The organism is Sphingopyxis sp. (assembly GCF_035686825.1).
GTDB lineage: Bacteria > Pseudomonadota > Alphaproteobacteria > Sphingomonadales > Sphingomonadaceae > Sphingopyxis.
This window is the reverse complement of the sequence record NZ_DASRYZ010000003.1, coordinates 566,438-587,372: the sequence shown is the minus strand read 5'-3', so window position 1 is coordinate 587,372 and position 20,935 is coordinate 566,438. Positions and strand designations below refer to the sequence as shown.

Sequence of the window (20,935 nt, the reverse complement as noted above, 5' to 3'; positions counted from 1 at the left end):
GCGCGGGCTTTTGTCGCCCGCGTCGATTCACCTACTGATGAGTAGACGAATTTGTAACCGGAGAAGGGAGATTTGCAAGCGTCATTCGAATGCGCCAAAAAGGCGCGATGCACATGACCATTCCCATGCCGGCGACGCGCAAGGAGCGCGCCGATGCAACCCGCGAAGCGATCCTCCACGAAGCCGAGCGCGTATTCGCTGCGACGGGTTTCCGGGCAGCGCGGCTGGAGGATATTGCCGATGCCGTCGGCATTCGGCGGCCCTCGCTGCTCCATCATTTCTCGACGAAGAAAATGCTCTACGATGCCGTCGAGCAGCGCATATTCGAAAATATGCACGCGGTCTGCGAGGCGCGCACCGCCGGCGTCGAAGATCCGACGGCCCGGCTGCTTGCGCATCTCGACGCTTGGCTAGACTTCTTCATCGACCGTCCGCCCGCCGCCCGAATCCTTCAGCGCCTTGTCGCCGATACGGCCGTTCGCGGCGACAATCCGGTGGAGTTTTCCTATGTCGCTCTCGAAGATATGGACCGGACGCTGGCCTATGGAATCGCGCGCGGTGCTTTTGTTCCCCTATCCACGATGACGTTCGTCAACGGGGTCGCGGCGGGAATCCTGTTCTTTGTCTGCAACAGCCGCCAGGTTGGCGAGCAGCGGCGTTACGATCCTTCCGATCCGGCGGACAAGGTGGTCTTCCGGACTTTGCTGCACAAGCTTGCGCGCACCGCCGTGCTGCCCTGATCCATGATATGACCCTAGGCCGGAGCGACGGCCGCGCGGGTCAGCAGGTGGAGCAGTTCGCGGAAGCTTTCGAGTTCCTTGGGGTCGGCGGCGTCGTAGCTGCGGTTGGAGCCCAGCTGCTTGCTGTTGCAGACGTAGAAGAGCGAACTCGATCCCACTGCGTTGACGACATGCATCGGCGGCAGCGGACGAAAGTCGCCGGCGGCGACGCCTTCGTTCACCACGGTCTCGACATCGCGCAGCAGCACGTTCGAGAATTGCGTGGGGTCGCCGCCGCGCGGGGTGACGTCGGCGACGAGCCGCTGAATGATGCGGGCGGCAGACGGCCGCGCGACGAGAAAGTCGAGCCACCCGTCGAACAGCGCGAGCAGCTTGTCGATGGGCCGCTCCTGCTGGGCGATGCGGCTGATCGCTTCGCGGTGCATGGCGGCGAAGATGTCTTCCTCGACCGCGTCGTAAAGCTCCTGCTTGTTAGAGAAATAATAGACGATCGAGGGGCGGCGGATGCCGACCGTCGCGGCGACATCCTCGAGCCTTGCCGTGGTGAAGCCGACCTCGGCGAAAACCGTTTCGGCCGCCTCGAGAATTGCCTGGCGCGTTGCTTCGCCGCGCACATGCCTGATGGGCTTCATATTCAATGCTCAAAAACCTTCCGTTTCCGCGCTCTCGCGCAGCGCCCCTTGTGGCGCAATCAAATCGCGCTTGCAATCTACCTTCATGCAGGTAGAAATCTACCTACGCGAAGGTAGAATCGCGAAGCGGAGGCGAAAGCGCGTCTCCGATGTTCATGGAGGGGAAGACGATGAAGAAGGTTTCCGGGCCGCAGGTGCGCCTGCTGCTGAGCACGCTCGCGATCACCGCGGTACAGCCCGCGCTGGCCCAAACGGCCGAAACCGCGACCGACGACAGCCAGGGCCTCGGCGAAATCGTCGTCACCGCGCAGAAGCGGGCCGAATCGCTGCAGGACACCCCGATCTCGATCGCGGCTTTCACCGCCGAAGAGCTCGAAACCAAGGCGATCACCGGGCTCACCGACCTACGCGCCAATGTTCCCAACCTCCAGCTTACGCCGCACCCGAACAGCGCCGCGACGACGCAAATTTTCATGCGCGGCGTCGGGCTCAGCGACGACCAGATCACGCAGGACGGCGGCGTCGCGGTCTATATGGACGGCGTCTATGTCGCGCGCAGCCAGGGGCAGGCGCTCGAAGTCGCCGAACTCGAGCGCGTCGAGGTGCTGCGCGGCCCGCAGGGCACGCTCTATGGCCGCAACGCGACGGGCGGCGCGATCAACTTCATCACCAAAAAGCCCGAGCTTGAGGATTTCGGCTTCAAGGGGCAGGTGACGCTCGGCAATTACAACAATCGCCGGTTCAAGGCGGCGGTGAACGTGCCGGTCGGCAATACGCTCGCCGCGCGCTTTTCCTATGCGAATATCCAGCAGGACGGTTTTGTGAAGAATCTCGGCACCGGGGTGAAGCGCTGGGGCGACAAGGATCGCCAGGCGATGCGCGCCGACGTGCTGTGGCAACCCTCCGACGCCTTCAGCCTGCGCTATGGATACGACCGGTCGGAGATCGAGGACACGCCGATCTATGTCGCCTTTTCGCCGCTCCACCCGCTGAAGGCGCCGCGACCGAAGGCGGGCAGCCCGCTGGTTCGCGACCTGCTGCCCAACGACATCACCTCGCAGGGGCACAGCCTGATCGCCGAATGGAACGCCGCCGACGCGCTGACGGTCCGCTCGATCACCGGTTATCGCAAGCTCAGCAATTTCCAGAACCAGGATTATCTGAGCGGCGTCACCGGTCCCGATCCGCTGCAGAAGAACAGCAGCCTCACCAAGCAGGACCAGTGGAGCCAGGAACTGCAGCTGGTCGGCGACCTCTTCGACCGCCAGCTCGAATATGTCGCCGGCGTCTATTATTTCTCCGAAGACGGCAGCAATTTTTCGAACAGCTACAGCCCGCCTAGGCTGACGCGCAGCTTCACGACGGCGACGATCGCGAACGAAAGCTGGGCCGTGTTCGGTCAGGCGACCTACAGTCCCGAATGGCTCGATCGCCGGCTCCACCTGACCGTCGGTGCGCGTCACAGCTGGGACGAGCGCGAGGCGACGTTGCGGCGCGAAACGCAGGTCAACGCGGGGCCGATCGCGCCGGTGCCGGGGTTCGGCGACGGCAGCCGCAAGTTCACCGATTTCAGCCCCAGTTTCGTGATCGCCTATGACGTCGCGGACGATGTCAATATCTACGCCAAGGCGGTGAAGGGCTATAAGTCGGGGGGCTATAATATTCGCGCGAGCTCGATTCCGCGCTTCAACGAGGGTTTCGGTTCCGAAACTTTGTGGTCATACGAACTCGGGCTGAAGAGCCAGTGGCTCGACGACCGCCTGCGCCTGAACGTCGCGGCCTTCCAGTCAAAATATAAGGACATCCAGATCAACGTTCAGTCGGACCCGACCAACGTCCGGATCACCGACGTGCTCAACGCGGGTAAGGCGACGGTGAAGGGTGTCGAGGTCGACCTGACGCTGGCGCCGACGCGCGACCTGCGCTTCGGCATCCACTACGGCTATCTCGACGCGCAATATGACCAGATCATCGACGCCGCGGGCGACGATATTTCGGCCGACTATCGCTTCACCAACGCGCCGAAGAATACGCTGGCGTTCGACGCCAACTATACATTGCCCGACCTGCCGGTGGGGACGCTGTCGGCCAACGTCAACTATACGATGCAAAGCGACAAATTCACCGGATCGACCATCGCCGGCGGAAAATTCATCACCGGCGATTACGGCCTGCTCAACGCGCGGCTGACGCTCGCCGAAATCCCGGGCGTCGACGGGGTGCGCGTCGGGCTGTGGGGCCGCAACCTCACCGACACCGAATATTATATCATGCAGTTCAACATCGGTCTCCCGGGCGCGCTGTTCGGCGAACCGCGCACCTATGGCGTCGACCTGACGGTCGAGTTCTGAGCCGATGAACAGGGTCAGGATCCCCGCGATCGCGCTCGGCGCGCTCGCCCTCTCGCTGCCCGGCGCCGCATTCGGCGCCGGGCAGGGGGCGAAGGATTATCGTCCCGGCGCCGCCGATGTCGCGCGCACGCAAAAAGATTTTGCGGGCGGTGCGGGCGAGTTCCGCTTCGTCGTCATCGGCGACCGCACCGGCAAGCACCGCCCGGGCGTGTTCGAGGACGCGATGGAGAAGGTCGAACGGCTGCGCCCCGATTTCGTCATCAACATCGGCGACCTGATCGAAGGCAACACCGAGGATTTGGCGCAGCTCGACAAGGAGTGGGCCGAGGTGGGCGCCGCGATCGACCGGCTCAGCGTCCCCTTCTTCTATGTGCCGGGCAATCACGACCTGACCAACGAGGTCCAGCGCACCGAATGGCGCAAGCGGCTGGGCGCCGATTATTATAGCTTCACCTACAAGAACGCACTCTTCCTCGTGCTCAACACCGAGGATCCGCCGCAGCCCAAGATCGCGCGAATGAAGCTGTTCGAGCAATATGGCGGCGAGGCGATGAAGGCGGTGTTCGAGGCGCTTCAGGGCGATCCGGCCAAGGCCGAGGCGCTGTTCGCGGGCGATCCCAAGCTTGCCGAGCTTGCAGCCAAGATCCGCGGTTCGGAAAATGTCGCGTTCAGCGCGGACCAGGTGAAAATGGTGCGCGATGCGCTCGCGAAATATCCCGAGGTGCGCTGGACCTTCGTGCTGATGCACCGGCCGGCGTGGAAGGTCGATTCGCCCGCGTTTCGTGAGATCGAACAAATGTTGAAAGGGCGCCCGCACACCGTTTTGGCGGGGCATTACCATAAATATGCCTATGAGGCGCACGGCGGGACCGACTATATCCAGCTCGGGACGACGGGCGGCATCCCCGGCGGTACGGCCGACGATCCAGCGGTGGTCGATCACGTCATGTGGGTTTCGGTCGCCGAGGACGCGCCGCGTGTCAGCAACCTGAAGCTCGACGGCCTTTTCGGAAAACAGGGGCCCGCCGCGATCGTCCGTCCGGACTGATCCGACCGATCACATGATGGAGATTGTTTCGCAATGAATTCTACCGATCTTTCGCCCGCGCTCGGCGCGCCCCACACCGCCGTGATCGTCACCGGGGGGGCGTCGGGGATCGGGCTCGCCTCCGCGCGCGCGCTCGCCGCGGTCGGCCGGGCGGTCGCGCTCTGGGATATCAACGCCGAGAAGGCCGAGGGCGAAGCCGCCGCGATTGCGCAGGCGTTCGGCGTCAAGGCCGTCGGCTTCGGCATCGACCTCACCGATCTCGACGCCTATCTCGCCGCGATCGCGGCCAGCCGCGATGCGCTCGGCGCGATCGGCGGGCTCGTCCACGCCGCGGGGATCGTCGACACGGCGTCGCTCGAAGGGATCACGCCCGAAAGCTGGGCGGCGGGGATCAACACGCATCTGCGCCCTCTCGCGCTGCTCACGCAGCAACTTCATGGCGACTTCGCCGCAAATCCGGGGTCGGCGATCGTCGCGATCACCTCGATCAACGCGACGCTGGGCAACGCGATGAACCCGGTCTACAGCGCGGCGAAAGGCGGGATGCTTTCGCTCGTCCGTTCGCTCGCCGACCGGCTGGCGCGCGATCATATCCGGATCAATTCACTTTCGCCGGGGCAGATCATGACGCCGATGATGAAGCCCGCGGTCGACAATCTGCCCGAAGGTTTTTTCGAGAAGCGCATCCTGCTCGAACGGATCGGCGTGCCCGAAGAAATCGGCCGCGTCGCCCGCTTCCTGCTGTCGAATGAGGCGAGCTATATCACCGCCGCCGAACTCGTCGTCGACGGCGGCAATATTTCGTCGCAGCGCGGCTGACGCTCGGCAAGCGACCCCGCACGGGTGATTGACCCGAATTGCCTTGCTCGAAGCCGGGTGCTAGGCGTCGCCGCGATGAAATCGGCACCATGTACCACCTCCATCGGGTTCCCGGTCGGCTGACGCGAGGAACATGAGCAGGCGCCTCTGCCGGGCGCCTGGATGGAGGCGATTGCCTTCGCGGCGCGGCACATGAGTGCCCGCCTCTTCTCAGGTACATGGAAATGACGAATTTTTTCGAAAGCCCGTTCAAGGGCATCACGCTCGACAAGCAGGTGAGCCACCCCAATATTCGCGTCGGGCGCTTCAGCTATTATTCGGGATATTATCACGGGCACAGCTTCGACGATTGCGCGCGGTTCCTCCTGCCCGACGACGATGCCGACAAGCTGATCATCGGCAGTTTCTGCTCGATCGGGTCGGGCGCCGCCTTCATCATGGCCGGCAATCAGGGCCATCGGCACGATTGGATCAGCACCTTTCCCTTTTACTGGATGCCGGAGGTTCGCGCATTCGAGGGCGCCCGCAACGGCTTTCAGCCGGCGGGCGACACGGTGGTCGGCAACGATGTGTGGATCGGGTCCGAGGCGATCGTCATGCCCGGTGTGCGGATCGGCGACGGCGCCGTGATCGCGACGCGCGCGGTGGTGACGCGCGACGTCGCGCCCTATTCGATCGTCGGCGGCAACCCCGCCGCGCCGATCCGGACGCGGTTCGACGCGGCGCGCATCGCCTTGCTGCTCGAGATGCGGTGGTGGGACTGGAGCGACGAGCAATTGCACGCGGCGATGCCGCTCCTCACCGGCGGAAAGGTCGAGGCGCTGCACGAACACTGGCTGGCCGGCGGCACGCGATAAGACGGCATGGGGTGGGAGGGCGCGGCCTTCTCACCCCATGTCCCGAATCCGCCCGGCGGGCCTTGCGTCGCGGTCAGCTTCGATCAGGATATTTGATTCTGCCATAAACTTGCGACAAAGTCGTGATGCTCCTGTCCCGCGGCAAACCGGGGCGTCGCGTTGGAAAGCTGTCGACAGGTCGATCCATGCTCGCTTCGCTCCGTTTGATCTTCCTTGCATTTTTCCTCGCCATGACGGGCGTCGCGCCCAGTTCGGCGCAGCCGATGTTTTCGCCGAACGTCGAGGTGGCGCTGGTGCCGATGCATCAGTGGGCAGCGCCGGGGTCGACGGCGATCGTCGCGGTCCGTCAGGATATCGAGCCCGGATGGCACACCTATTGGCGCAATCCGGGGGACTCGGGCGGCGCGACCGAATTGACGTGGACGCTTCCGGCCGGCTTTTCGGCGGGGCCGATCCTGTGGCCGCTCCCCGAACGCCAGCCGGTCAAGGGGCTGATGAACTACGGCTATTCGCGCCAGGTCTATCTGCCGGTGCCGATCGACGTGCCGCGGACGGCAAACGCGGGATCGGTCGTGCCGCTGAGCGTCACGGTCCTCTCGATGGTGTGCAGCGAGGATATGTGCGTTCCCGACGAGCGGACGGTGAAACTCGACCTTGCGATCCGCGACGGGGTGCCGCCGCTGACCGCCGGCGAAGGCGCCGCGATCGAACGCGTCGTCGGTGCCGCGCCCCGGCCCGCCGACATCGATGCACATATCGCGCACGATGGCGCCGATCTGGTGCTCACCCTGCGCGGCGCGGCATTGCGCGGTGTCGACGCAGCGGATGCCTATTTCTTTCCCTTCGACGGGGGCGTCGTCGAGCATCCGGCCGCCCAGCGCGGCGAGCGGAAGGGCGATGACCTCGTCCTCCGGATGAAGGCAGGGGGTGCGGTGCTTGCCAGCGGTCTCGGCAAAGTGGTGGGGGGCGTTGTCGCGACTTCGGGCGGCGCCTGGGAGATTGTCGCCGACGCGGGCGGGGCGCCGTCGGCGCGCACCGATCAAGCGAGCATCCCGCTCTTCGCCCAGGCCGCGCTGTTCGCGCTGATCGGCGGGCTCATCCTCAATCTCATGCCGTGCGTGTTCCCGATCCTCGCGATGAAGGCGGCGTCGCTGTCGGCCTCGGCGCACGATCCGCGCGAAGCACGCCGCGACGGCATCGCTTTCCTGCTCGGCGTGCTGACGACCTTCGTCCTGCTGGCGGGCGCGCTGCTCGCATTGCGCGCGGCGGGCGAGGCGGCGGGCTGGGGTTTCCAGCTCCAGAACCCCGCGGTCACCGCGGCGCTGGCGCTGCTGATGCTTGCGGTCGGCCTCAACCTTTCGGGCGCTTTCGAGGCCGGCCTTTCGGGAAGCGGGGCGGGCGGCGGGCTGACGCGGCTGCCCGGCGGAACCGGCGCTTTTTTCACCGGCGTGCTCGCGGTGGTCGTGGCCGCGCCCTGTACCGCACCCTTCATGGCCTTCGCGCTCGGCGCGGCGCTCGTGATGCCCGCACCGATGGCGCTCGCCGTTTTCGCGATGCTCGGGCTCGGGCTCGCGCTTCCCTATCTGGTCGTCAGCCTGTCGCCGGGTCTGCTCGCGCGTTTCCCGAAGCCCGGACCGTGGATGGACCGCCTGAAATCGATCCTTGCCTTTCCAATGTACGGCGCCGCGCTCTGGCTGGTATGGGTGTTCGCGCGCCAGACGAGCGGCGAAGCGCTCGCGCTGATCCTGGCGGGCGGCCTGTTGCTGGCCTTCGGCCTCACCCTGTGGGGCTGGCGGCAGAGCGCGCGCATGGCGGGACGCAAGACGTTCGGAACGACCGCCGCGTCGATGGCGTCGCTGCTGGCAGCGGTCGCCGTCACGGCGTCGGCGGCGACGCTCGCGCCCGGCCCAGGGCCGGCGGCTACGCAAACGGCCTCGGAAACGCCCTGGTCGCCCGATGCCGTCGCGGCGGCGCGGGCCGAGGGTAAGGTCGTGTTCGTCAATTTTACCGCCGACTGGTGCGTGACCTGCAAGGTCAATGAACGTGCGGCGCTCGCCAATGATGGGACGCGGGCGCTGTTCGCCGGCCCCGACGCGGTCTATATGGTCGCCGACTGGACGCGGCGCGACGACCTGATCGCGCGCGAACTCGATCGCTTCGGCCGATCGGGCGTCCCGCTTTACCTCGTCTATTCGCCGGGCAAGGCCGCGCCGGAAATATTGCCGCAGCTGCTGACCCCGGGCATCGTCGCCGATGCGGTGAAGCGGGCCGGGGAAAAAGAGTTGATATGACGAGGAAGACCGAGAGGAGATTAGCCGTGAAACATGCATTGCTTTCGATCGCCGCCGCGTCGGTGCTGCTGCTCGCCGGTTGCGGACAGCCAGCCGAAAAGACGGCCGACGCCCCCGCCGGGCAGGCGACTGAAACCGCCGGGGCCCAGATGGCGCCCGCCTTCACCCTCGCCAATGCCGATGGTCAGCAAGTCTCGCTGGCCGATTTCCGCGGCAAGACCGTCGTTCTCGAATGGACGAACGAAGGCTGCCCCTATGTGAAGAAACATTATAGCGGTGCGATGCAGGCGTTGCAGAAGGAGGCGGTCGCCGATGGCGTCGTCTGGTTGACGATCATTTCATCGGCGCCCGGGGAGCAGGGCTTCGTCGAGGGCGATAGCGCGAAAAACTGGAAACAGCGCTTCAATGCGGGCTTCACCCATCTGTTGCTCGACCCGACGGGCGCGACGGGTAAGGCTTATGATGCGAAGACGACGCCCGACATGCGGGTGATCGATGGCGAGGGACGGATCATCTACGCCGGCGGCATCGACGACAAGCCGACCAACAAGGTCGAGGATCTGGACGGCGCGAAGAATTTCGTCCGCGCGGCGCTCGACGATCACGCTGCCGGCCGGCCGGTGGCGACGGCCTTCGCGCAGCCCTATGGTTGCGCGATCAAATATGCCGACGCGGCGGAGGCTGCTCCCGCGAAGGGCTGATCGGGCCGGTCAGGCGGCGCGCCGTGCGGGGAGCTTGAGATAGCCGGCGATCAGACGGGTCGCTTCCTCGACCAGTTCGTCCGCGCGTCCTTCCGAGAGCATGTCGGAGCGGTGGATGACCGCGGTGTGGGTGAGGGCTTCGATCGACGTCACGCAGATGAAAGTGGCGAGATCGAGGTCGTCGACGCCGACCTGATCGCGGTGCGCCTCGAGATAGGATTGGAAGAGGCTGTAGGCGCTGCGCTGAAATAGCTCGACGTTCGCAAGGACGCCCGAACGCGGCGTCTGCTCGGCGAGCACGCAGTGGAGCGCCGGCGCGATGCGGTGGGCTTCGATGGCGGCGGCGACCAGAAGCCTGATCCCGGTTTCGACGGGCTCGGTTTCGGCTTGCTGAAATGCGCCGTGGACGATCGCCATCAGCTGTTGGTTGTGCCGCTCGATGACCGCCGCGGTCAGCGCCTCCTTGCACGGGAAATATTGATAGAGCGACCCGATGCTCACGCCGGCTTCTTCGGCGATCCGGTTCGTGCTCGCGCGGTCGAATCCATCGCGCACCAAAATGCGAGCGGTCGCCTCGACGAGCGCGTCGACGGTGTGACGCGCGCGGTCTTGGGTCGCGGTTTTGCGGGGAGTCGTGAGCGGTTTTCGCGCCACCGTCGGTCCTTTTTCCGAAAGCGAGTAGATAAGGTGAGCTATCGCTCATATTATAGCGATAGCGAAGCAAGTTCAACAGATTGGAAGGGACGAACCATGGCCGACTTGCCTTATATTCAGCTTATCGAAGTGAAATGCTGGGCGGATCGCGGCCTTTGCGAAGCGATCGCGGACCATGCCGATCGGCTGGCCCCCGGGGAAATGGCGATCCTGATCCAGATTCTGGATCATTTCCACGCGGTGGACCAGATATTCCAGCATCATTTGCTCGGCCGCGCGCACGGCTTTCGGGCCGCGCGGTCCGATGTGCCGCCGGCCTTCGAGGCGCTCGCCAAGAGCATAGAGGAGGTCGACGACTGGTATCGCGCCTATGCCGGCGGCCTCTCGCCGGACGAATTCGACGAATATGTCGATTTCACCTTCACGAGCGGCAAGGCCGCCCGGATGCGGCGCGGCGATATCCTGCTGCATGTCTGCCTTCACGGCACCTATCATCGCGGCAACGCGGGGGCGGTGCTGCAATTGAAGGGGCTGGCTCCGGGCCGCGATTCGATCACCGATTATCTGGAGGAGGCCGCGTAGACGCCGCCCGAATTCGAGAGAGTGAAGATGATTTTTGAAACGACGGCCGAGGATTATGCGGCCTTGATCGCAGGCCGCGGGCCACGGAACTTCGCGCTCGCCGACACGCCGATCGGCCCGCCGGGCGTGCTCCAGATGCTCGCCGAAGTGGCGGCTGACGTCCGCCGATCCTTCGCGCCCGCATCATGGCTGATCGTCGAGGATGGCGAGGCGGTCGGGCTTTGCTCGATCACCCGTCCGCCCAGCGGCGGCGTGGTCGACATCGGTTATGGCGTCGCTCCAAGCCGCCATGCGCGCGGCATCGCGGGCCGCGCGATCAGCGAGATCGTCGCCTGGGCTATGCGCGAACCCGCGGTCGAGGCGATCACCGCGGAAACGAGCGTCGCGAACCAGCCGTCCGAGCGCGTGCTGCTGCGCAACGGCTTTAGCAAGGTCGGCGAGCGGCTCGACGAACAGGACGGGCCGCTGAACTGCTGGCGCCGCGACGTTGCCTGACTGGAGATTAGTCTGGGCCGCGCTGATCCAGCGCAGCGGACCAATCGCGTGCTGCGGCGCCGAGCGGAACGAGGTGCCGGTAGATGCGCTCGCCGAGCGGTGTCGGAACATATCCGCGCTCCGATCGCGTCACGAATCCGGCCTCCTTCAGCTCGCTGAGGCGCTGGTTCAGCACCGAGGGTGAGATCGTCTCGCACCGGTCCTGAAGCTCCCGGAAAGTCATCGCTCCGCCTTCGCTGAGCGTCCAGAGTACGCCCATGGCCCAGCGGCGACCGAGCAGATCGAACAGCGCCATGATCGGCGCCCCCGAGCGCGATCCGCGAACGGGCTGGCCGGGTTTGGGCAGTTTCGCCATGATGTCTCCTGCGCCGGGCTCGGTCCTGTGCGAGTGCGGACGTTCGTTGCTCCTCTGGTAGCGCGCTAGCATTTTGATAGCTAGCCCGGCTTGGGAAGGCGCGGGGCCTGAAATATCCTTGCTATCGATTCGATAGCGCGCTATGAAATCCGTAGCAACGATTTGGGATATTCGCTATGAAACCGCTTCTCTATTCGGGAACGAAGAACGCCTCGAGCTGGGCCATGCGCGCGTGGCTTGCGCTGCGCGAGGCAGGGGTTGCCTTTGACGAGGAGGTCGTCGACATCCGGCGGCCGCAGCGGTTCGCGAATCTGGAGCGGATCGGGGCCTTCTCGCCCCCCGCCATGGTTCCCGTGCTGGTCGACGACCAAATGATGATCTTCGATTCGGTAGCCATCATGGAATATGCGAACGATATCGCGGACGGAGCGTTGCTCCCCGCCGACCGCGCGACGCGCGCCCGCGCGCGGTCTCTCGTCGCCTGGCAGCATTCGGGGCTGTCCGGCATTTGCACGCGAATCTCGTTCGAAAGCGCTTTCTATCCGCTCAAGCGAACGCTGACCGATGCCGAGCGCACCGAATGCGGACGCCTCTTCGACTACCTCGATCAGGTGCTGGAACTGAGCGGCGGGCCGTATCTGTTCGGGGCGCTGAGCCTTGCGGACCTGATGCTCGTGCCGACGGTGGTGCGCCTGACGCGTCACGACCTCGATTTCGCAAGCTGGTCCCGGTCGCAACGTTGGACCGCGGCGTTGCTCGAACGCGCCTCCGTTGCCGAATGGATGCGCGAGGCGGATGCGCTTCCCCATATCTGGTTCGACGACTATCTGGTGCCCGGCGACGCGATCCGAATGGTTCCCGCAGCGGCCTGAGGCGATAGCGCCCGATCATTGGCGCAATGAATTCAAGAGGAGAACTGATGGTGGCGACCCAGCATGATTTTACGAGCCGTATCGAGTGGACCGGCAATCGCGGCGACGGAACGCGCAGCTATCGCGGCTATGACCGCACGTGGAGCGTGACCACGCCGGGCCAGCCGGTCATTCACTGTTCGAACGATCCGCGGCTGGGCGGGAACCCGGCGCTGCCCAATCCCGAGGATATGCTGCTGTCGGCGCTCGCCGCCTGCCACATGCTCTGGTATCTTCATCTGGCCAGCGAGGCGGGGATCGTCGTGCAATCCTATCAAGACACGCCGATCGGGGCGGGCGAGAGCACGCCGGACGGTGCGGGCCGCTTCGTTCGCGCGATCCTCAAACCGCATATCGTCGTTGAACGCGGCAGCGATCTGGAGCGCGCGGATGCGATTCACCATGAAATTCACAAGGTCTGTTTTATCGCGCGCTCGGTTAACTTCCCCGTGTCCTATGAAGCGAGCTATGCGACCGCCGAATGACGAAAGCGTCTATCGGCCAAATCGCGTCCGCTCGGTCTCCGCGCTCTGTTGCGCCCGGCGCGCCTTGAGCAGGTCCTGCCGCGAGAGGATACCGACGACCTTGCCCGTGTCGCGGTCGACGATCGGGACGCGCGCGACCCCCGTCTCGACGATGAGGTCGGCGATGACGCCGCAGGGGGTTTCGGGATGGGCGATGGTTTGTGAGGCGTCCGAGAGCGTTTCGCCGAGCGTAGCCGCTTCGTCGAACGCGCCCACCTGCCATCTGAGCGCGTCCGATCTGGACGCGAGCCCGACCAGACGGCCATCGGCATCGACCACCGGATAGCTGCGATGCGTCGCCTCCCCGGTGAAAAAGCGCAGCGCCGAGGCGATCGTCATCTCGGCGGGAAGGGTCGCGGGGTTGGGCGTCATCAGCTGGCCGGCCTGCCGCAGATCGAGCGGGTCGACGGTATATTCCTGCAAGATATGCCGGCCCCGGCGGGCGATTTTTTCGGTCAGGATCGACCGCCGCATGGTCAGCACGCTGATCGCATAGGCGAAGCCCGATCCCGCGATCACCGCGGGAAGCGCGTCGAAGCGCCCGGTCAGTTCGGCGGCGAAGAGGATACCCGTGAGCGGCGCGCGCATAGCGCCGCTGATCACGCCCGCCATGCCGACCATCGCCCAGAAGCCCGCCGAGCCCGGAAGCCACAGGCCGGCGATATAGCCGGTCGCTCCGCCGAGAATGAGGAGCGGGGCGAGCACGCCGCCCGAGGTGCCCGAACCGAGCGCCACGAGCCAGACGACGGCCTTCACGACCAGGAGGACGAGCACCGCGCGCAGCGCCATGCTGCCGTCGATCAGCGCTTGAATGTTCGAATAGCCCGCGCCCAGAACGCGCGCGTCGATCAGCCCGCCGACGCCGACGACGACGGCGCCGATCGCCGGCCACCACATCCAGTGGACGGGAAGGCGGTGGAACAGGTCCTCGATCCGGTAGAGGCAGGTGGAGAGGAGCGCGGCCTGAAACCCGACGAGAACGCCGATCGCGGCCGAGACCCCGACAGTCCAGCCGGTTTCGGGCAACGGCCAGGCCGCCGGAAACATGGGGCCATGGCCGATTAGCTCGGGCCGCCACGCCGCGGCGACCAATACGCTGATGACGACGGGCACGAAGCTCCGCGGCTTCCATTCGAACAGGAGAAGCTCGACCGCGAGCAGGATCGCGGCCATCGGCGTGCCGAATATCGCCGTCATGCCCGCCGCGGCACCCGCGACCAGCAGCGTCTTTCGTTCCGCCGCGCTGAGGTGAAAACATTGCGCGAAGAGCGAGCCGACGGCGCCCCCCGTCATGATGATCGGCCCCTCGGCCCCGAACGGCCCGCCGCTTCCGATCGATATGGCGGCCGATATCGGCTTGAGAATCGCGACCTTCAGCGAAAGGCGGCTTTCGCCGAAGAGGATCGTCTCGATCGCCTCCGGAATCCCGTGTCCGCGTATCTTTTCCGACCCGAAGCGCGCCATCAATCCGATGATCAGGCTGCCGATCACGGGGATCGCCACAACGGCGAGGCCGACCGCGGCATCGGAGATTTCGGCTTCGGCCGCCGAAATCCGGCCGAACCAGAAGAGGTTGGTGGCGAGCGCGATCGATTTGATCAATATCCACGCGCCGAACGCGCCGCCCGTCCCGACGATCGGCGCCAGCAGGGCGAGAAGCAGCATTCGGCCGTCGACGCTGTGGTCGGCAAGTTGCTGGCTGTTGTCCGGTCGTGCAGAATGAAGGCGCACCGCGTGGCTCTTTCGATTGTTCAGGGGGGCGGGCGGAGCCATTATATCGTAATACGACATGATTCAACCGAGGCTTTGATGACCGCGAATTCGACCGATATCGACTATGCCGCACTCGCCGAATTCCGCTTTGCACTGCGGCAATTTCAGGTGTTCAGCGAAGCGAGAGCGGCCGAAGCCGGGCTGACGCCGCAACAGCATCAGGCGCTGCTCGCGATCCGTGCCGCCGAACCGGACGAGGCGACCGTCGGATATGTGGCGCAGCGCCTGATCGTGAAGCCGCACTCGGCGTCCGAGTTGATCGATCGGCTCGAAACGCAGGGTCTGGTCCGGCGCGAGCCGACGCGATCGGATCGGCGGCGGGCGCTGCTGCGGCTGACGCCGCAGGCCAGCGAGATTTTGTCGGACCTTTCGGCGGCGCACCGAGAAGAGATTCGTCGCCTTCAGCCGCTGCTCGTCGAGCATCTGACGCGTCTGACATAGGCCCAAGCTCGGCTCGCAGTCCTGTCACGATCTGACTCTATTGCGTCGCAGTTGCAATTAGTCTAGGCGGCCCCGGTTCATTGCAGGGATAGCCGGGGGCATCATGTTTCGTTCGTTTCGTCCAGTCTTCAAATTCGCGCTGCTCGCCGCCAGCGCCCTTTCGGTTCCGGCATTCGCGCAGGAAGCGACCCCGGAACAGGCAGAGGGCGAGGCGAGCGGCCGCAAGGACGACACGATCGTCGTTTATGGCAGCGGCATCGACCGCAACACCGCCGCGACCGGGCTCGACCTGACGCCGCGCGAGACGCCGCAATCGATCACGATCATCACGCGCGAGCAGATCGACGACCAGGGGGCGTCGACGGTCGCCGACGTGCTCGAATATACCACCGGGCTTTCGGTGAAGCGGGTCGATCGCGGGCGCAACCTGCTGTCGGCGCGCGGTTTCGACATCACCGCTTTCCAGCTTGACGGTCTGCCCTTTGCGACGGGCAATGTCGGGCTCGAGGAGACCAGCACCGCCATCTATGACCGGGTCGAGGTCATCCGCGGTGCCACCGGCCTGCTGCAAGGTGCGGGCGAGCCTTCTGCGTCGATCAACATGGTCCGCAAGCGCGCCGACGCCCGCGAGCTGACCGGCGAAGTGAATTTCGAAGCGGGTTCGTGGAATCATGTTTCGGGGCTGATCGACATCGGCGCGCCGCTGACCGCCGACGGCTCGGTGCGCGCGCGCCTCGTCGCCGAGGTCTATTCGCAGGATGCCTTCGTCGACCTCGAAAGCAGCAACGGCTTCACCCTCTATGGCACGATCGCCGCCGATCTCGGCCCGGGCACGCGGCTCCGCGCCGGGGCGAGCTATCAACGCGACGAGCGCGACGGGGTGATGTGGGCGCAGCTGCCCTATTGGTACGCCGACGGCTCGCGTCCCGACTGGTCGCGTTCGAAGACCACCGGCGCCGACTGGAACGAATGGGACACCACCGAAAAGGCGGCGTTCGTGTCGCTCGAGCAGGACCTGGGCGGCAGCTGGCAATTGCGCGGCGACCTCTCCTATTTCGAGCAGGTCGAGGATTCGAAGCTGATCTGGCTGTGGGGCAACCCCGACCGCGAGACGGGGACGGGCATGGAAATATGGCCCTATTGGTATCTTTCCAAGCCGAAGCAATGGAGCGCCAACCTGCAGGTCAAGGGCGACTATCAGCTCTTCGGACGCCAGCACGAGCTGGTGTTCGGCGCGATGTACAGCCACCAGAAGGGCGGCTGGACCAATCGCGATCCCGACCCCGCGAGCGTCGCCCCGGTTGGCGATTTTCACGCATGGGACGGCAGCTATCCCGAGCCTGTTTGGGGTGAGCGTTATCGCATGAGCGGGTTCGGCACGACCGAACAGACCGCCATCTATGGCGCGACGCGCTTCCAGATCCTCGACCGGCTGAAGCTGATCGCCGGCGGGCGGCTGAGTTCGTGGACGCGCGACGAGCAGGAAGCACTCTACACGCCCGAGCCCTATCGGATCGAGCACAAGAATATATTCACCCCCTATGCGGGGCTGATCCTCGACCTGGGTGACTTCCTCTCGGCCTATGTGAGCTATACGAGCATCTTCAATCCGCAGACCGCGCGCGACCGGACCGGCCGCTATCTCGATCCGCTCGAGGGCGACAATTACGAAGCGGGGCTGAAGGCCGACCTGATGAACGGCCGCCTGCGCGCGTCGGCGGCGGTCTTCCGCGTCGAGCAGAGCAATTTTGCCGTTCCCGACATCGACCCCGAAACGGGCGACCCTTATCTGATTCCCGGCACCCCCGACGTCGCTTCACGCCCCGCCAAGGGTGTGGTGTCGAAAGGCTATGAACTCGAAATGCAGGGCGAGCCGCTTCGGGGCTGGGACATCAGCGTCGGGTGGAGCCATTTCAAGGCGAAGGATCCGGATGGCGTCGATGTGCAGGCGCATCAGCCGCGGCGCGTGTTTCGCATGGCGACGAAATATGAATTCGGCGGTGCGCTGGGCGGCTTCAGCCTCGGCGGCTCGCTCCGCTGGGAAAGCCGGCCGCCGCAGACGGCGCCTAATCCTGTGACCGAGCAGAATGAACCGGTTGGGCAAAAGGCCTATGCATTGGTGAACCTGATGAGTGCTTATGACCTGACCGAAGCCGTGTCGCTCCAGGTCAATGTCAACAATGTCTTCGACAAGGTCTATTACAACACCAATAGCTGGTTCGGCGGCTTCATCTATGGCGAGCCGCGCAACGCGCGCGTGACGTTGCGCTATCGGTTTTGATCGCGAAATAGCTGCCGCTTGGCGCAAGGCCCGGCGAAGCCGTCGACGCTGCGCCAGTCGGTCCTAGAGGTGCTTGCGATACCGTCCGCGCATCATGTCACGCCGCCGCGCCCGCTCGCGCCTGAACCGGGCGATGAGATAAATTGCGCCGCCCACCATGATGACGATGATAGCGTAGGCGGCAAGGATTCTCGGTTCCACGGTGGTTACTCCAGCCTAGAATGAGCGAGACCCCGCATCGATACGCCCGCCGTCCCGGTAGGTTCCGTCGCGACGGCCCAGGAAATCGCCGGACGTCCTGTTCACATTATTCGGCAAAAAACCAAATGGGTTAAAATATCTTGACATCGTCACGCTGATATGGCACAAGTGACACATCATGAAGAATTGCGAGTCGGGCCGGCGGCCTTCCGTTTTGCGGGAGGCTTCCGGCCCGGATTTTTTCGGGAGACGGGCGATGGGACGGACCGGTAAGGCGGCGGAAGGCTCCGCAAATACACGCCCCAGCCGGCGGCAGATGGGCGTTTTTCTCGAAGTGCTCGCCGAAACCTCCAACGTGGCCGCTTCGGCGCGCGCGGCAGGGCTTCCGGCCAACGCGATGTACCGCGAGCGGCGCCGCAATCCCGGCTTCGCGGCGCGCTGGCACGAGGCGCTGTGCGAGGGTTTCGCCCGGCTGGAAGCCGAGCTGTTGTCCGAGGCGCTGATCGCGCCGTCGGGCAATGTGAAGGACGCGACGCTGAAATCGCGGGCGCAGAAATACCGGCTCGGCCTTTCGCTGCTCGCGGCACACCGGGCGGCGGTGCGGGGTGCAAGGTTGCCCGTGGGGGCGGCGGCGAACGCAGGCGCGAAGGCGAGGCTCGTCGCGAAGCTCGAAACGATACGGGCGCAGGCGGCAGCGGACGTCGCCGAGCAGGATGGTCCATCTTGACGAGTCTTGCCGAGCTGCGGGACATGCCGCCCGCCGCTTTTGCGGCATGGGTGCGCCGGATCGACGATGACAAGGCTGCACCGCTGCTGACCGACTGGTCCTGGTGGCGCCGCGGCGATCAATGCCCGCCCGCGGGCGACTGGCATGTCTGGATGCTGCTCGCGGGGCGCGGGTTCGGCAAGACGCGGACCGGCGCCGAATGGATACGCGGCTATGCCGAAACCCATCCGGGCGCGCGGATCGCGCTGGTCGCGGCGTCGCTGCACGAAGGGCGGCAGGTGATGATCGAGGGCGAGAGCGGCCTGCTCGCGATCGCGCCCGACCATGACCGCCCCGATTATGAAAGCAGCCTTCGCCGGCTGAGCTGGGCGAACGGGGCGGTGGCGACGCTCTATTCGGCGGCGGAGCCCGAGAGCCTTCGCGGGCCCGAGCATTCGGCCGCCTGGTGCGACGAGATCGCGAAATGGCCGCAGGGCGAGGCCGCGTGGGACAATTTGATGCTGACGATGCGGATCGGCGATAACCCACGCGTCGTCGCGACGACGACGCCGCGCGGGGTACCGCTGGTGCGGCGTTTGATCGACGAGAAGGGTGTTGAAACGACCGGCGGGAGCACGCGGAGCAACAACCACAATCTGTCGCCGCAATGGCTGGCGACGATGGACAGGCTCTATGGCGGCACGCGGCTCGGGCGGCAGGAACTGGGCGGCGAATTGCTCGAGGATGTCGAGGGCGCGCTGTGGACGCGCGCGCTGGTCGAGCGGTGCCGGGTCGATGCCGATGCAGTCGGCAAGCCCGTGCGCGTGGTGATCGGGGTCGATCCGCCGGCGACGGCGAACGGGGATGCTTGCGGAATCGTGGTCGCGGCGCAGCTGCGCGACGGGCGGCTGGCGGTGGTCGAGGATGCAAGCGTCGAGAATCCGCCGCCCGCTATGTGGGCGCAGGCGGTCGCGGCCGCGGCGGCGCGCTGGTGCGCCGAGCGCGTGGTGGCCGAGAGCAATATGGGCGGCGAGATGGTCGAGGGCACGCTGCGCCACGCCGACCTGACGCTGCCGGTGGTGCCGGTGCATGCGAGCGTCGGCAAGGGCCGGCGCGCCGAGCCGGTCGCGATCGCATATGAGCGCGGCGAAGTGGTGCATGCGGGGGTATTCGGAAGCCTCGAGGATCAGCTTTGCGGGTTGCAGGTTGGTGGCGGCTATGCGGGGCCGGGACGCTCGCCGGACCGGGCGGATGCGTGTGTCTGGGCGCTGGCGGCTTTGCTGGACGGGCTGAAGAAGGGGCGGGAGCCGGGGGTGCGGAGAATTTAGCCATCCCCACCGCGCAGGTGGAGCCGCAAGCGGCCCGACGCGGCGGTGTAGCGTAAACGACAGCGGCCCCCGCCTTCGCGGGGGCGACGAGTTGGGGAGACCATGATGAACTGGTTTGGCCGCAAGGCCGCGCAGGTGCCTGCGCGGCCTGCTTTGTCGCGTGTATACGGGACATATGGAATAGTGGGGAGCGCGCCCGCGCCGCTCAGCTGGGAAGCGCAGGTGCGCGAGGGGTATCTGGGCAATGCGATCGTGCAGCGGGCGGTGCGGCTGGTCGCCGAGGCGGCGGGCAGTGCGCCCTTGGTGGCGAGCGATCCGACACTGGCGGCGCTCGTTGCGGCGCCGTCGGGCGGGCGGGGGCTGGTCGAGACTTTGGCCTCGCAGCTGCTGCTGCACGGCAATGGCTATGTGCAAATCCTGACCGACGGCGCGGGGGCGCCGGCCGAGCTGTTTGCGCTGCGGCCCGAGCGGGTGACGGTCGAGGCCGACGCGCGCGGGTGGCCGGTGGCCTATCGTTACAAGGCGGGCGGGTCGGCGGCGGTGCTGCCCGCCGAGGATGGCGCGGGGCGCGTCGCGGTGGTGCATGTGAAGGCGCTGCATCCGCTCGACGATCATTATGGTGCGGGGTGCCTGGGCGCCGCGGCGGGCGCGATCGCGTCGCACAACGCCGCCGCGAAGTGGAACGCGGCGCTGCTCGAGAATGCGGCGCGGCCTTCGGGGGCGCTGGTGCATGATCCGGGCGACAAGGGGATGCCGCTGTCGACCGAGCAGGTCGACCGGCTGCGCGAGGAGCTGGCCGAAAGTTTCGCCGGCGGGGCGAATGCGGGGCGGCCGTTGCTGCTCGAGGGCGGATTGAAATGGCAGACCTTGTCGCTGTCGCCGGCGGAGATGGATTTTCTGGCGCTCAAGGATTCGAGCGCGCGCGAGATCGCGATGGCGTTCGGGGTGCCGCCGATGCTGCTCGGACTGCCAGGGGATGCGACCTATGCTAATTATCGCGAGGCCAATCGGGCGCTGTGGCGGCTGACCGTGCTGCCGCTGTGCGCGAAGATTTTGGGAGCGATTTCGCAAGGTTTGAGTGGGTGGTTCGACGGGGCGGAGCTGCGCGTCGATCTCGATCGGGTGCCGGCGCTGGCCGAGGATCGGATGGCGCTGTGGCGCGAGGTGTCGGCGGCGGACTGGTTGAGCGCGGACGAGAAGAAGGCGCTGTTGGGGATGGGTTAGCTCTCGCGGGCCGCGGCCCAC

General features: G+C 65.7%; 20 protein-coding genes. 16 read left to right on the top strand and 4 right to left on the bottom strand.

The genetic code is table 11. The features are described from left to right. Positions 1 to 113 precede the first annotated feature (113 nt). Entirely contained in the window at positions 114 to 740 is a 627-nt protein-coding gene (locus VFG17_RS07460; RefSeq protein ID WP_325028821.1) for a TetR/AcrR family transcriptional regulator, read from the top strand. Positions 741 to 754: 14 nt separating this feature from the next. On the opposite strand, the gene VFG17_RS07455 is transcribed toward VFG17_RS07460, so the two are convergent. Then, the gene (locus VFG17_RS07455; protein ID WP_325028820.1) at positions 755 to 1,372 is read right to left on the bottom strand and encodes a TetR/AcrR family transcriptional regulator; all 618 of its coding nucleotides are present in this window, start codon (positions 1,370 to 1,372) and stop codon (positions 755 to 757) included. 170 nt (positions 1,373 to 1,542) lie between these two features. Between VFG17_RS07455 and VFG17_RS07450 the strand changes: the two genes are divergently transcribed. The 6 genes from VFG17_RS07450 (at position 1,543) to VFG17_RS07425 (ending at position 9,439) form a co-directional block, all read left to right on the top strand. Then, positions 1,543 to 3,723, top strand: a complete 2,181-nt coding sequence (locus VFG17_RS07450) for a TonB-dependent receptor (RefSeq protein ID WP_325028819.1) — start codon at positions 1,543 to 1,545, stop codon at positions 3,721 to 3,723. Between the two features lie 4 nt (positions 3,724 to 3,727). Continuing rightward, the gene (locus VFG17_RS07445) at positions 3,728 to 4,771 is read left to right on the top strand and encodes a metallophosphoesterase family protein (RefSeq protein WP_325028818.1); all 1,044 of its coding nucleotides are present in this window, start codon (positions 3,728 to 3,730) and stop codon (positions 4,769 to 4,771) included. Positions 4,772 to 4,804: 33 nt separating this feature from the next. Next, positions 4,805 to 5,590 (top strand): SDR family oxidoreductase, encoded by a 786-nt coding sequence (locus VFG17_RS07440; RefSeq protein ID WP_325028817.1) that lies wholly within the window; start codon positions 4,805 to 4,807, stop codon positions 5,588 to 5,590. A gap of 224 nt (positions 5,591 to 5,814) precedes the next feature. Beyond that, a complete protein-coding gene (gene catB / locus VFG17_RS07435; protein ID WP_325028816.1) occupies positions 5,815 to 6,447 on the top strand; it encodes a type B chloramphenicol O-acetyltransferase in 633 nt (210 codons plus the stop codon). 185 nt (positions 6,448 to 6,632) lie between these two features. Continuing rightward, on the top strand, positions 6,633 to 8,738 hold the full coding sequence (locus VFG17_RS07430) for a protein-disulfide reductase DsbD family protein (protein WP_325028815.1): 2,106 nt from the start codon (positions 6,633 to 6,635) through the stop codon (positions 8,736 to 8,738). A gap of 26 nt (positions 8,739 to 8,764) precedes the next feature. After that, on the top strand, positions 8,765 to 9,439 hold the full coding sequence (locus VFG17_RS07425; RefSeq protein WP_325028814.1) for a thioredoxin family protein: 675 nt from the start codon (positions 8,765 to 8,767) through the stop codon (positions 9,437 to 9,439). A gap of 9 nt (positions 9,440 to 9,448) precedes the next feature. On the opposite strand, the gene VFG17_RS07420 is transcribed toward VFG17_RS07425, so the two are convergent. Next, positions 9,449 to 10,093, bottom strand: a complete 645-nt coding sequence (locus tag VFG17_RS07420; RefSeq protein WP_325028813.1) for a TetR/AcrR family transcriptional regulator — start codon at positions 10,091 to 10,093, stop codon at positions 9,449 to 9,451. A 96-nt stretch (positions 10,094 to 10,189) separates the two neighbouring features. On the opposite strand from VFG17_RS07420, the gene VFG17_RS07415 reads away from it, so the two are divergent. Then, a complete protein-coding gene (locus VFG17_RS07415; RefSeq protein WP_325028812.1) occupies positions 10,190 to 10,675 on the top strand; it encodes a DinB family protein in 486 nt (161 codons plus the stop codon). Positions 10,676 to 10,702: 27 nt separating this feature from the next. After that, positions 10,703 to 11,170: a GNAT family protein gene (locus VFG17_RS07410; RefSeq protein ID WP_325028811.1), complete on the top strand. Its 468-nt coding sequence runs from the start codon at positions 10,703 to 10,705 to the stop codon at positions 11,168 to 11,170. A 7-nt stretch (positions 11,171 to 11,177) separates the two neighbouring features. On the opposite strand, the gene VFG17_RS07405 is transcribed toward VFG17_RS07410, so the two are convergent. Further along, positions 11,178 to 11,525, bottom strand: a complete 348-nt coding sequence (locus VFG17_RS07405) for a helix-turn-helix domain-containing protein (RefSeq protein ID WP_325028810.1) — start codon at positions 11,523 to 11,525, stop codon at positions 11,178 to 11,180. 176 nt (positions 11,526 to 11,701) lie between these two features. On the opposite strand from VFG17_RS07405, the gene VFG17_RS07400 reads away from it, so the two are divergent. Beyond that, a complete protein-coding gene (locus tag VFG17_RS07400) occupies positions 11,702 to 12,397 on the top strand; it encodes a glutathione S-transferase family protein (protein ID WP_325028809.1) in 696 nt (231 codons plus the stop codon). A gap of 47 nt (positions 12,398 to 12,444) precedes the next feature. Then, positions 12,445 to 12,921 carry an OsmC family protein gene (locus VFG17_RS07395; RefSeq protein ID WP_325028808.1) on the top strand — a complete coding sequence of 159 codons (477 nt, stop codon included), beginning with the start codon at positions 12,445 to 12,447 and terminating at the stop codon, positions 12,919 to 12,921. A gap of 9 nt (positions 12,922 to 12,930) precedes the next feature. Here VFG17_RS07395 and VFG17_RS07390 read toward each other — a convergent pair whose 3' ends face one another. Next, positions 12,931 to 14,691 (bottom strand): chloride channel protein, encoded by a 1,761-nt coding sequence (locus VFG17_RS07390; protein WP_414712936.1) that lies wholly within the window; start codon positions 14,689 to 14,691, stop codon positions 12,931 to 12,933. 78 nt (positions 14,692 to 14,769) lie between these two features. Here VFG17_RS07390 and VFG17_RS07385 point away from each other — a divergent pair, with 78 nt between their 5' ends. The 5 genes from VFG17_RS07385 to VFG17_RS07365 all read left to right on the top strand — a co-directional run bounded on the left by VFG17_RS07385 (position 14,770) and on the right by VFG17_RS07365 (position 20,914). Beyond that, on the top strand, positions 14,770 to 15,174 hold the full coding sequence (locus tag VFG17_RS07385) for a MarR family winged helix-turn-helix transcriptional regulator (RefSeq protein ID WP_325028807.1): 405 nt from the start codon (positions 14,770 to 14,772) through the stop codon (positions 15,172 to 15,174). Positions 15,175 to 15,277: 103 nt separating this feature from the next. Then, positions 15,278 to 17,455, top strand: coding sequence for a TonB-dependent siderophore receptor (locus VFG17_RS07380; protein ID WP_325028806.1), 2,178 nt, complete (start codon positions 15,278 to 15,280; stop codon positions 17,453 to 17,455). 517 nt (positions 17,456 to 17,972) lie between these two features. Further along, a complete protein-coding gene (locus VFG17_RS07375; protein ID WP_325028805.1) occupies positions 17,973 to 18,383 on the top strand; it encodes a hypothetical protein in 411 nt (136 codons plus the stop codon). Between the two features lie 23 nt (positions 18,384 to 18,406). Next, positions 18,407 to 19,690, top strand: a complete 1,284-nt coding sequence (locus tag VFG17_RS07370) for a DNA-packaging protein (protein WP_414712941.1) — start codon at positions 18,407 to 18,409, stop codon at positions 19,688 to 19,690. A gap of 105 nt (positions 19,691 to 19,795) precedes the next feature. After that, positions 19,796 to 20,914 carry a phage portal protein gene (locus VFG17_RS07365; protein ID WP_325028803.1) on the top strand — a complete coding sequence of 373 codons (1,119 nt, stop codon included), beginning with the start codon at positions 19,796 to 19,798 and terminating at the stop codon, positions 20,912 to 20,914. Positions 20,915 to 20,935 lie beyond the last annotated feature (21 nt).

Excerpts from the sequence above, each read along its gene's own strand:
- VFG17_RS07445 (WP_325028818.1), top strand. The coding sequence starts at position 3,728 with ATGAACAGGGTCAGGATCCCCGCGATCGCGCTCGGCGCGCTCGCCCTC.
- VFG17_RS07400 (WP_325028809.1), top strand. The coding sequence starts at position 11,702 with ATGAAACCGCTTCTCTATTCGGGAACGAAGAACGCCTCGAGCTGGGCC.
- VFG17_RS07415 (WP_325028812.1), top strand. The coding sequence starts at position 10,190 with ATGGCCGACTTGCCTTATATTCAGCTTATCGAAGTGAAATGCTGGGCG.
- VFG17_RS07460 (WP_325028821.1), top strand. The coding sequence starts at position 114 with ATGACCATTCCCATGCCGGCGACGCGCAAGGAGCGCGCCGATGCAACC.
- VFG17_RS07375 (WP_325028805.1), top strand. The coding sequence starts at position 17,973 with ATGGGCGTTTTTCTCGAAGTGCTCGCCGAAACCTCCAACGTGGCCGCT.
- VFG17_RS07405 (WP_325028810.1), bottom strand. The coding sequence starts at position 11,525 with ATGGCGAAACTGCCCAAACCCGGCCAGCCCGTTCGCGGATCGCGCTCG.
- catB (WP_325028816.1), top strand. The coding sequence starts at position 5,815 with ATGACGAATTTTTTCGAAAGCCCGTTCAAGGGCATCACGCTCGACAAG.
- VFG17_RS07440 (WP_325028817.1), top strand. The coding sequence starts at position 4,805 with ATGAATTCTACCGATCTTTCGCCCGCGCTCGGCGCGCCCCACACCGCC.
- VFG17_RS07385 (WP_325028807.1), top strand. The coding sequence starts at position 14,770 with ATGACCGCGAATTCGACCGATATCGACTATGCCGCACTCGCCGAATTC.
- VFG17_RS07370 (WP_414712941.1), top strand. The coding sequence starts at position 18,407 with ATGCCGCCCGCCGCTTTTGCGGCATGGGTGCGCCGGATCGACGATGAC.
- VFG17_RS07365 (WP_325028803.1), top strand. The coding sequence starts at position 19,796 with ATGAACTGGTTTGGCCGCAAGGCCGCGCAGGTGCCTGCGCGGCCTGCT.
- VFG17_RS07395 (WP_325028808.1), top strand. The coding sequence starts at position 12,445 with ATGGTGGCGACCCAGCATGATTTTACGAGCCGTATCGAGTGGACCGGC.
- VFG17_RS07450 (WP_325028819.1), top strand. The coding sequence starts at position 1,543 with ATGAAGAAGGTTTCCGGGCCGCAGGTGCGCCTGCTGCTGAGCACGCTC.
- VFG17_RS07380 (WP_325028806.1), top strand. The coding sequence starts at position 15,278 with ATGTTTCGTTCGTTTCGTCCAGTCTTCAAATTCGCGCTGCTCGCCGCC.
- VFG17_RS07410 (WP_325028811.1), top strand. The coding sequence starts at position 10,703 with ATGATTTTTGAAACGACGGCCGAGGATTATGCGGCCTTGATCGCAGGC.
- VFG17_RS07455 (WP_325028820.1), bottom strand. The coding sequence starts at position 1,372 with ATGAAGCCCATCAGGCATGTGCGCGGCGAAGCAACGCGCCAGGCAATT.
- VFG17_RS07430 (WP_325028815.1), top strand. The coding sequence starts at position 6,633 with ATGCTCGCTTCGCTCCGTTTGATCTTCCTTGCATTTTTCCTCGCCATG.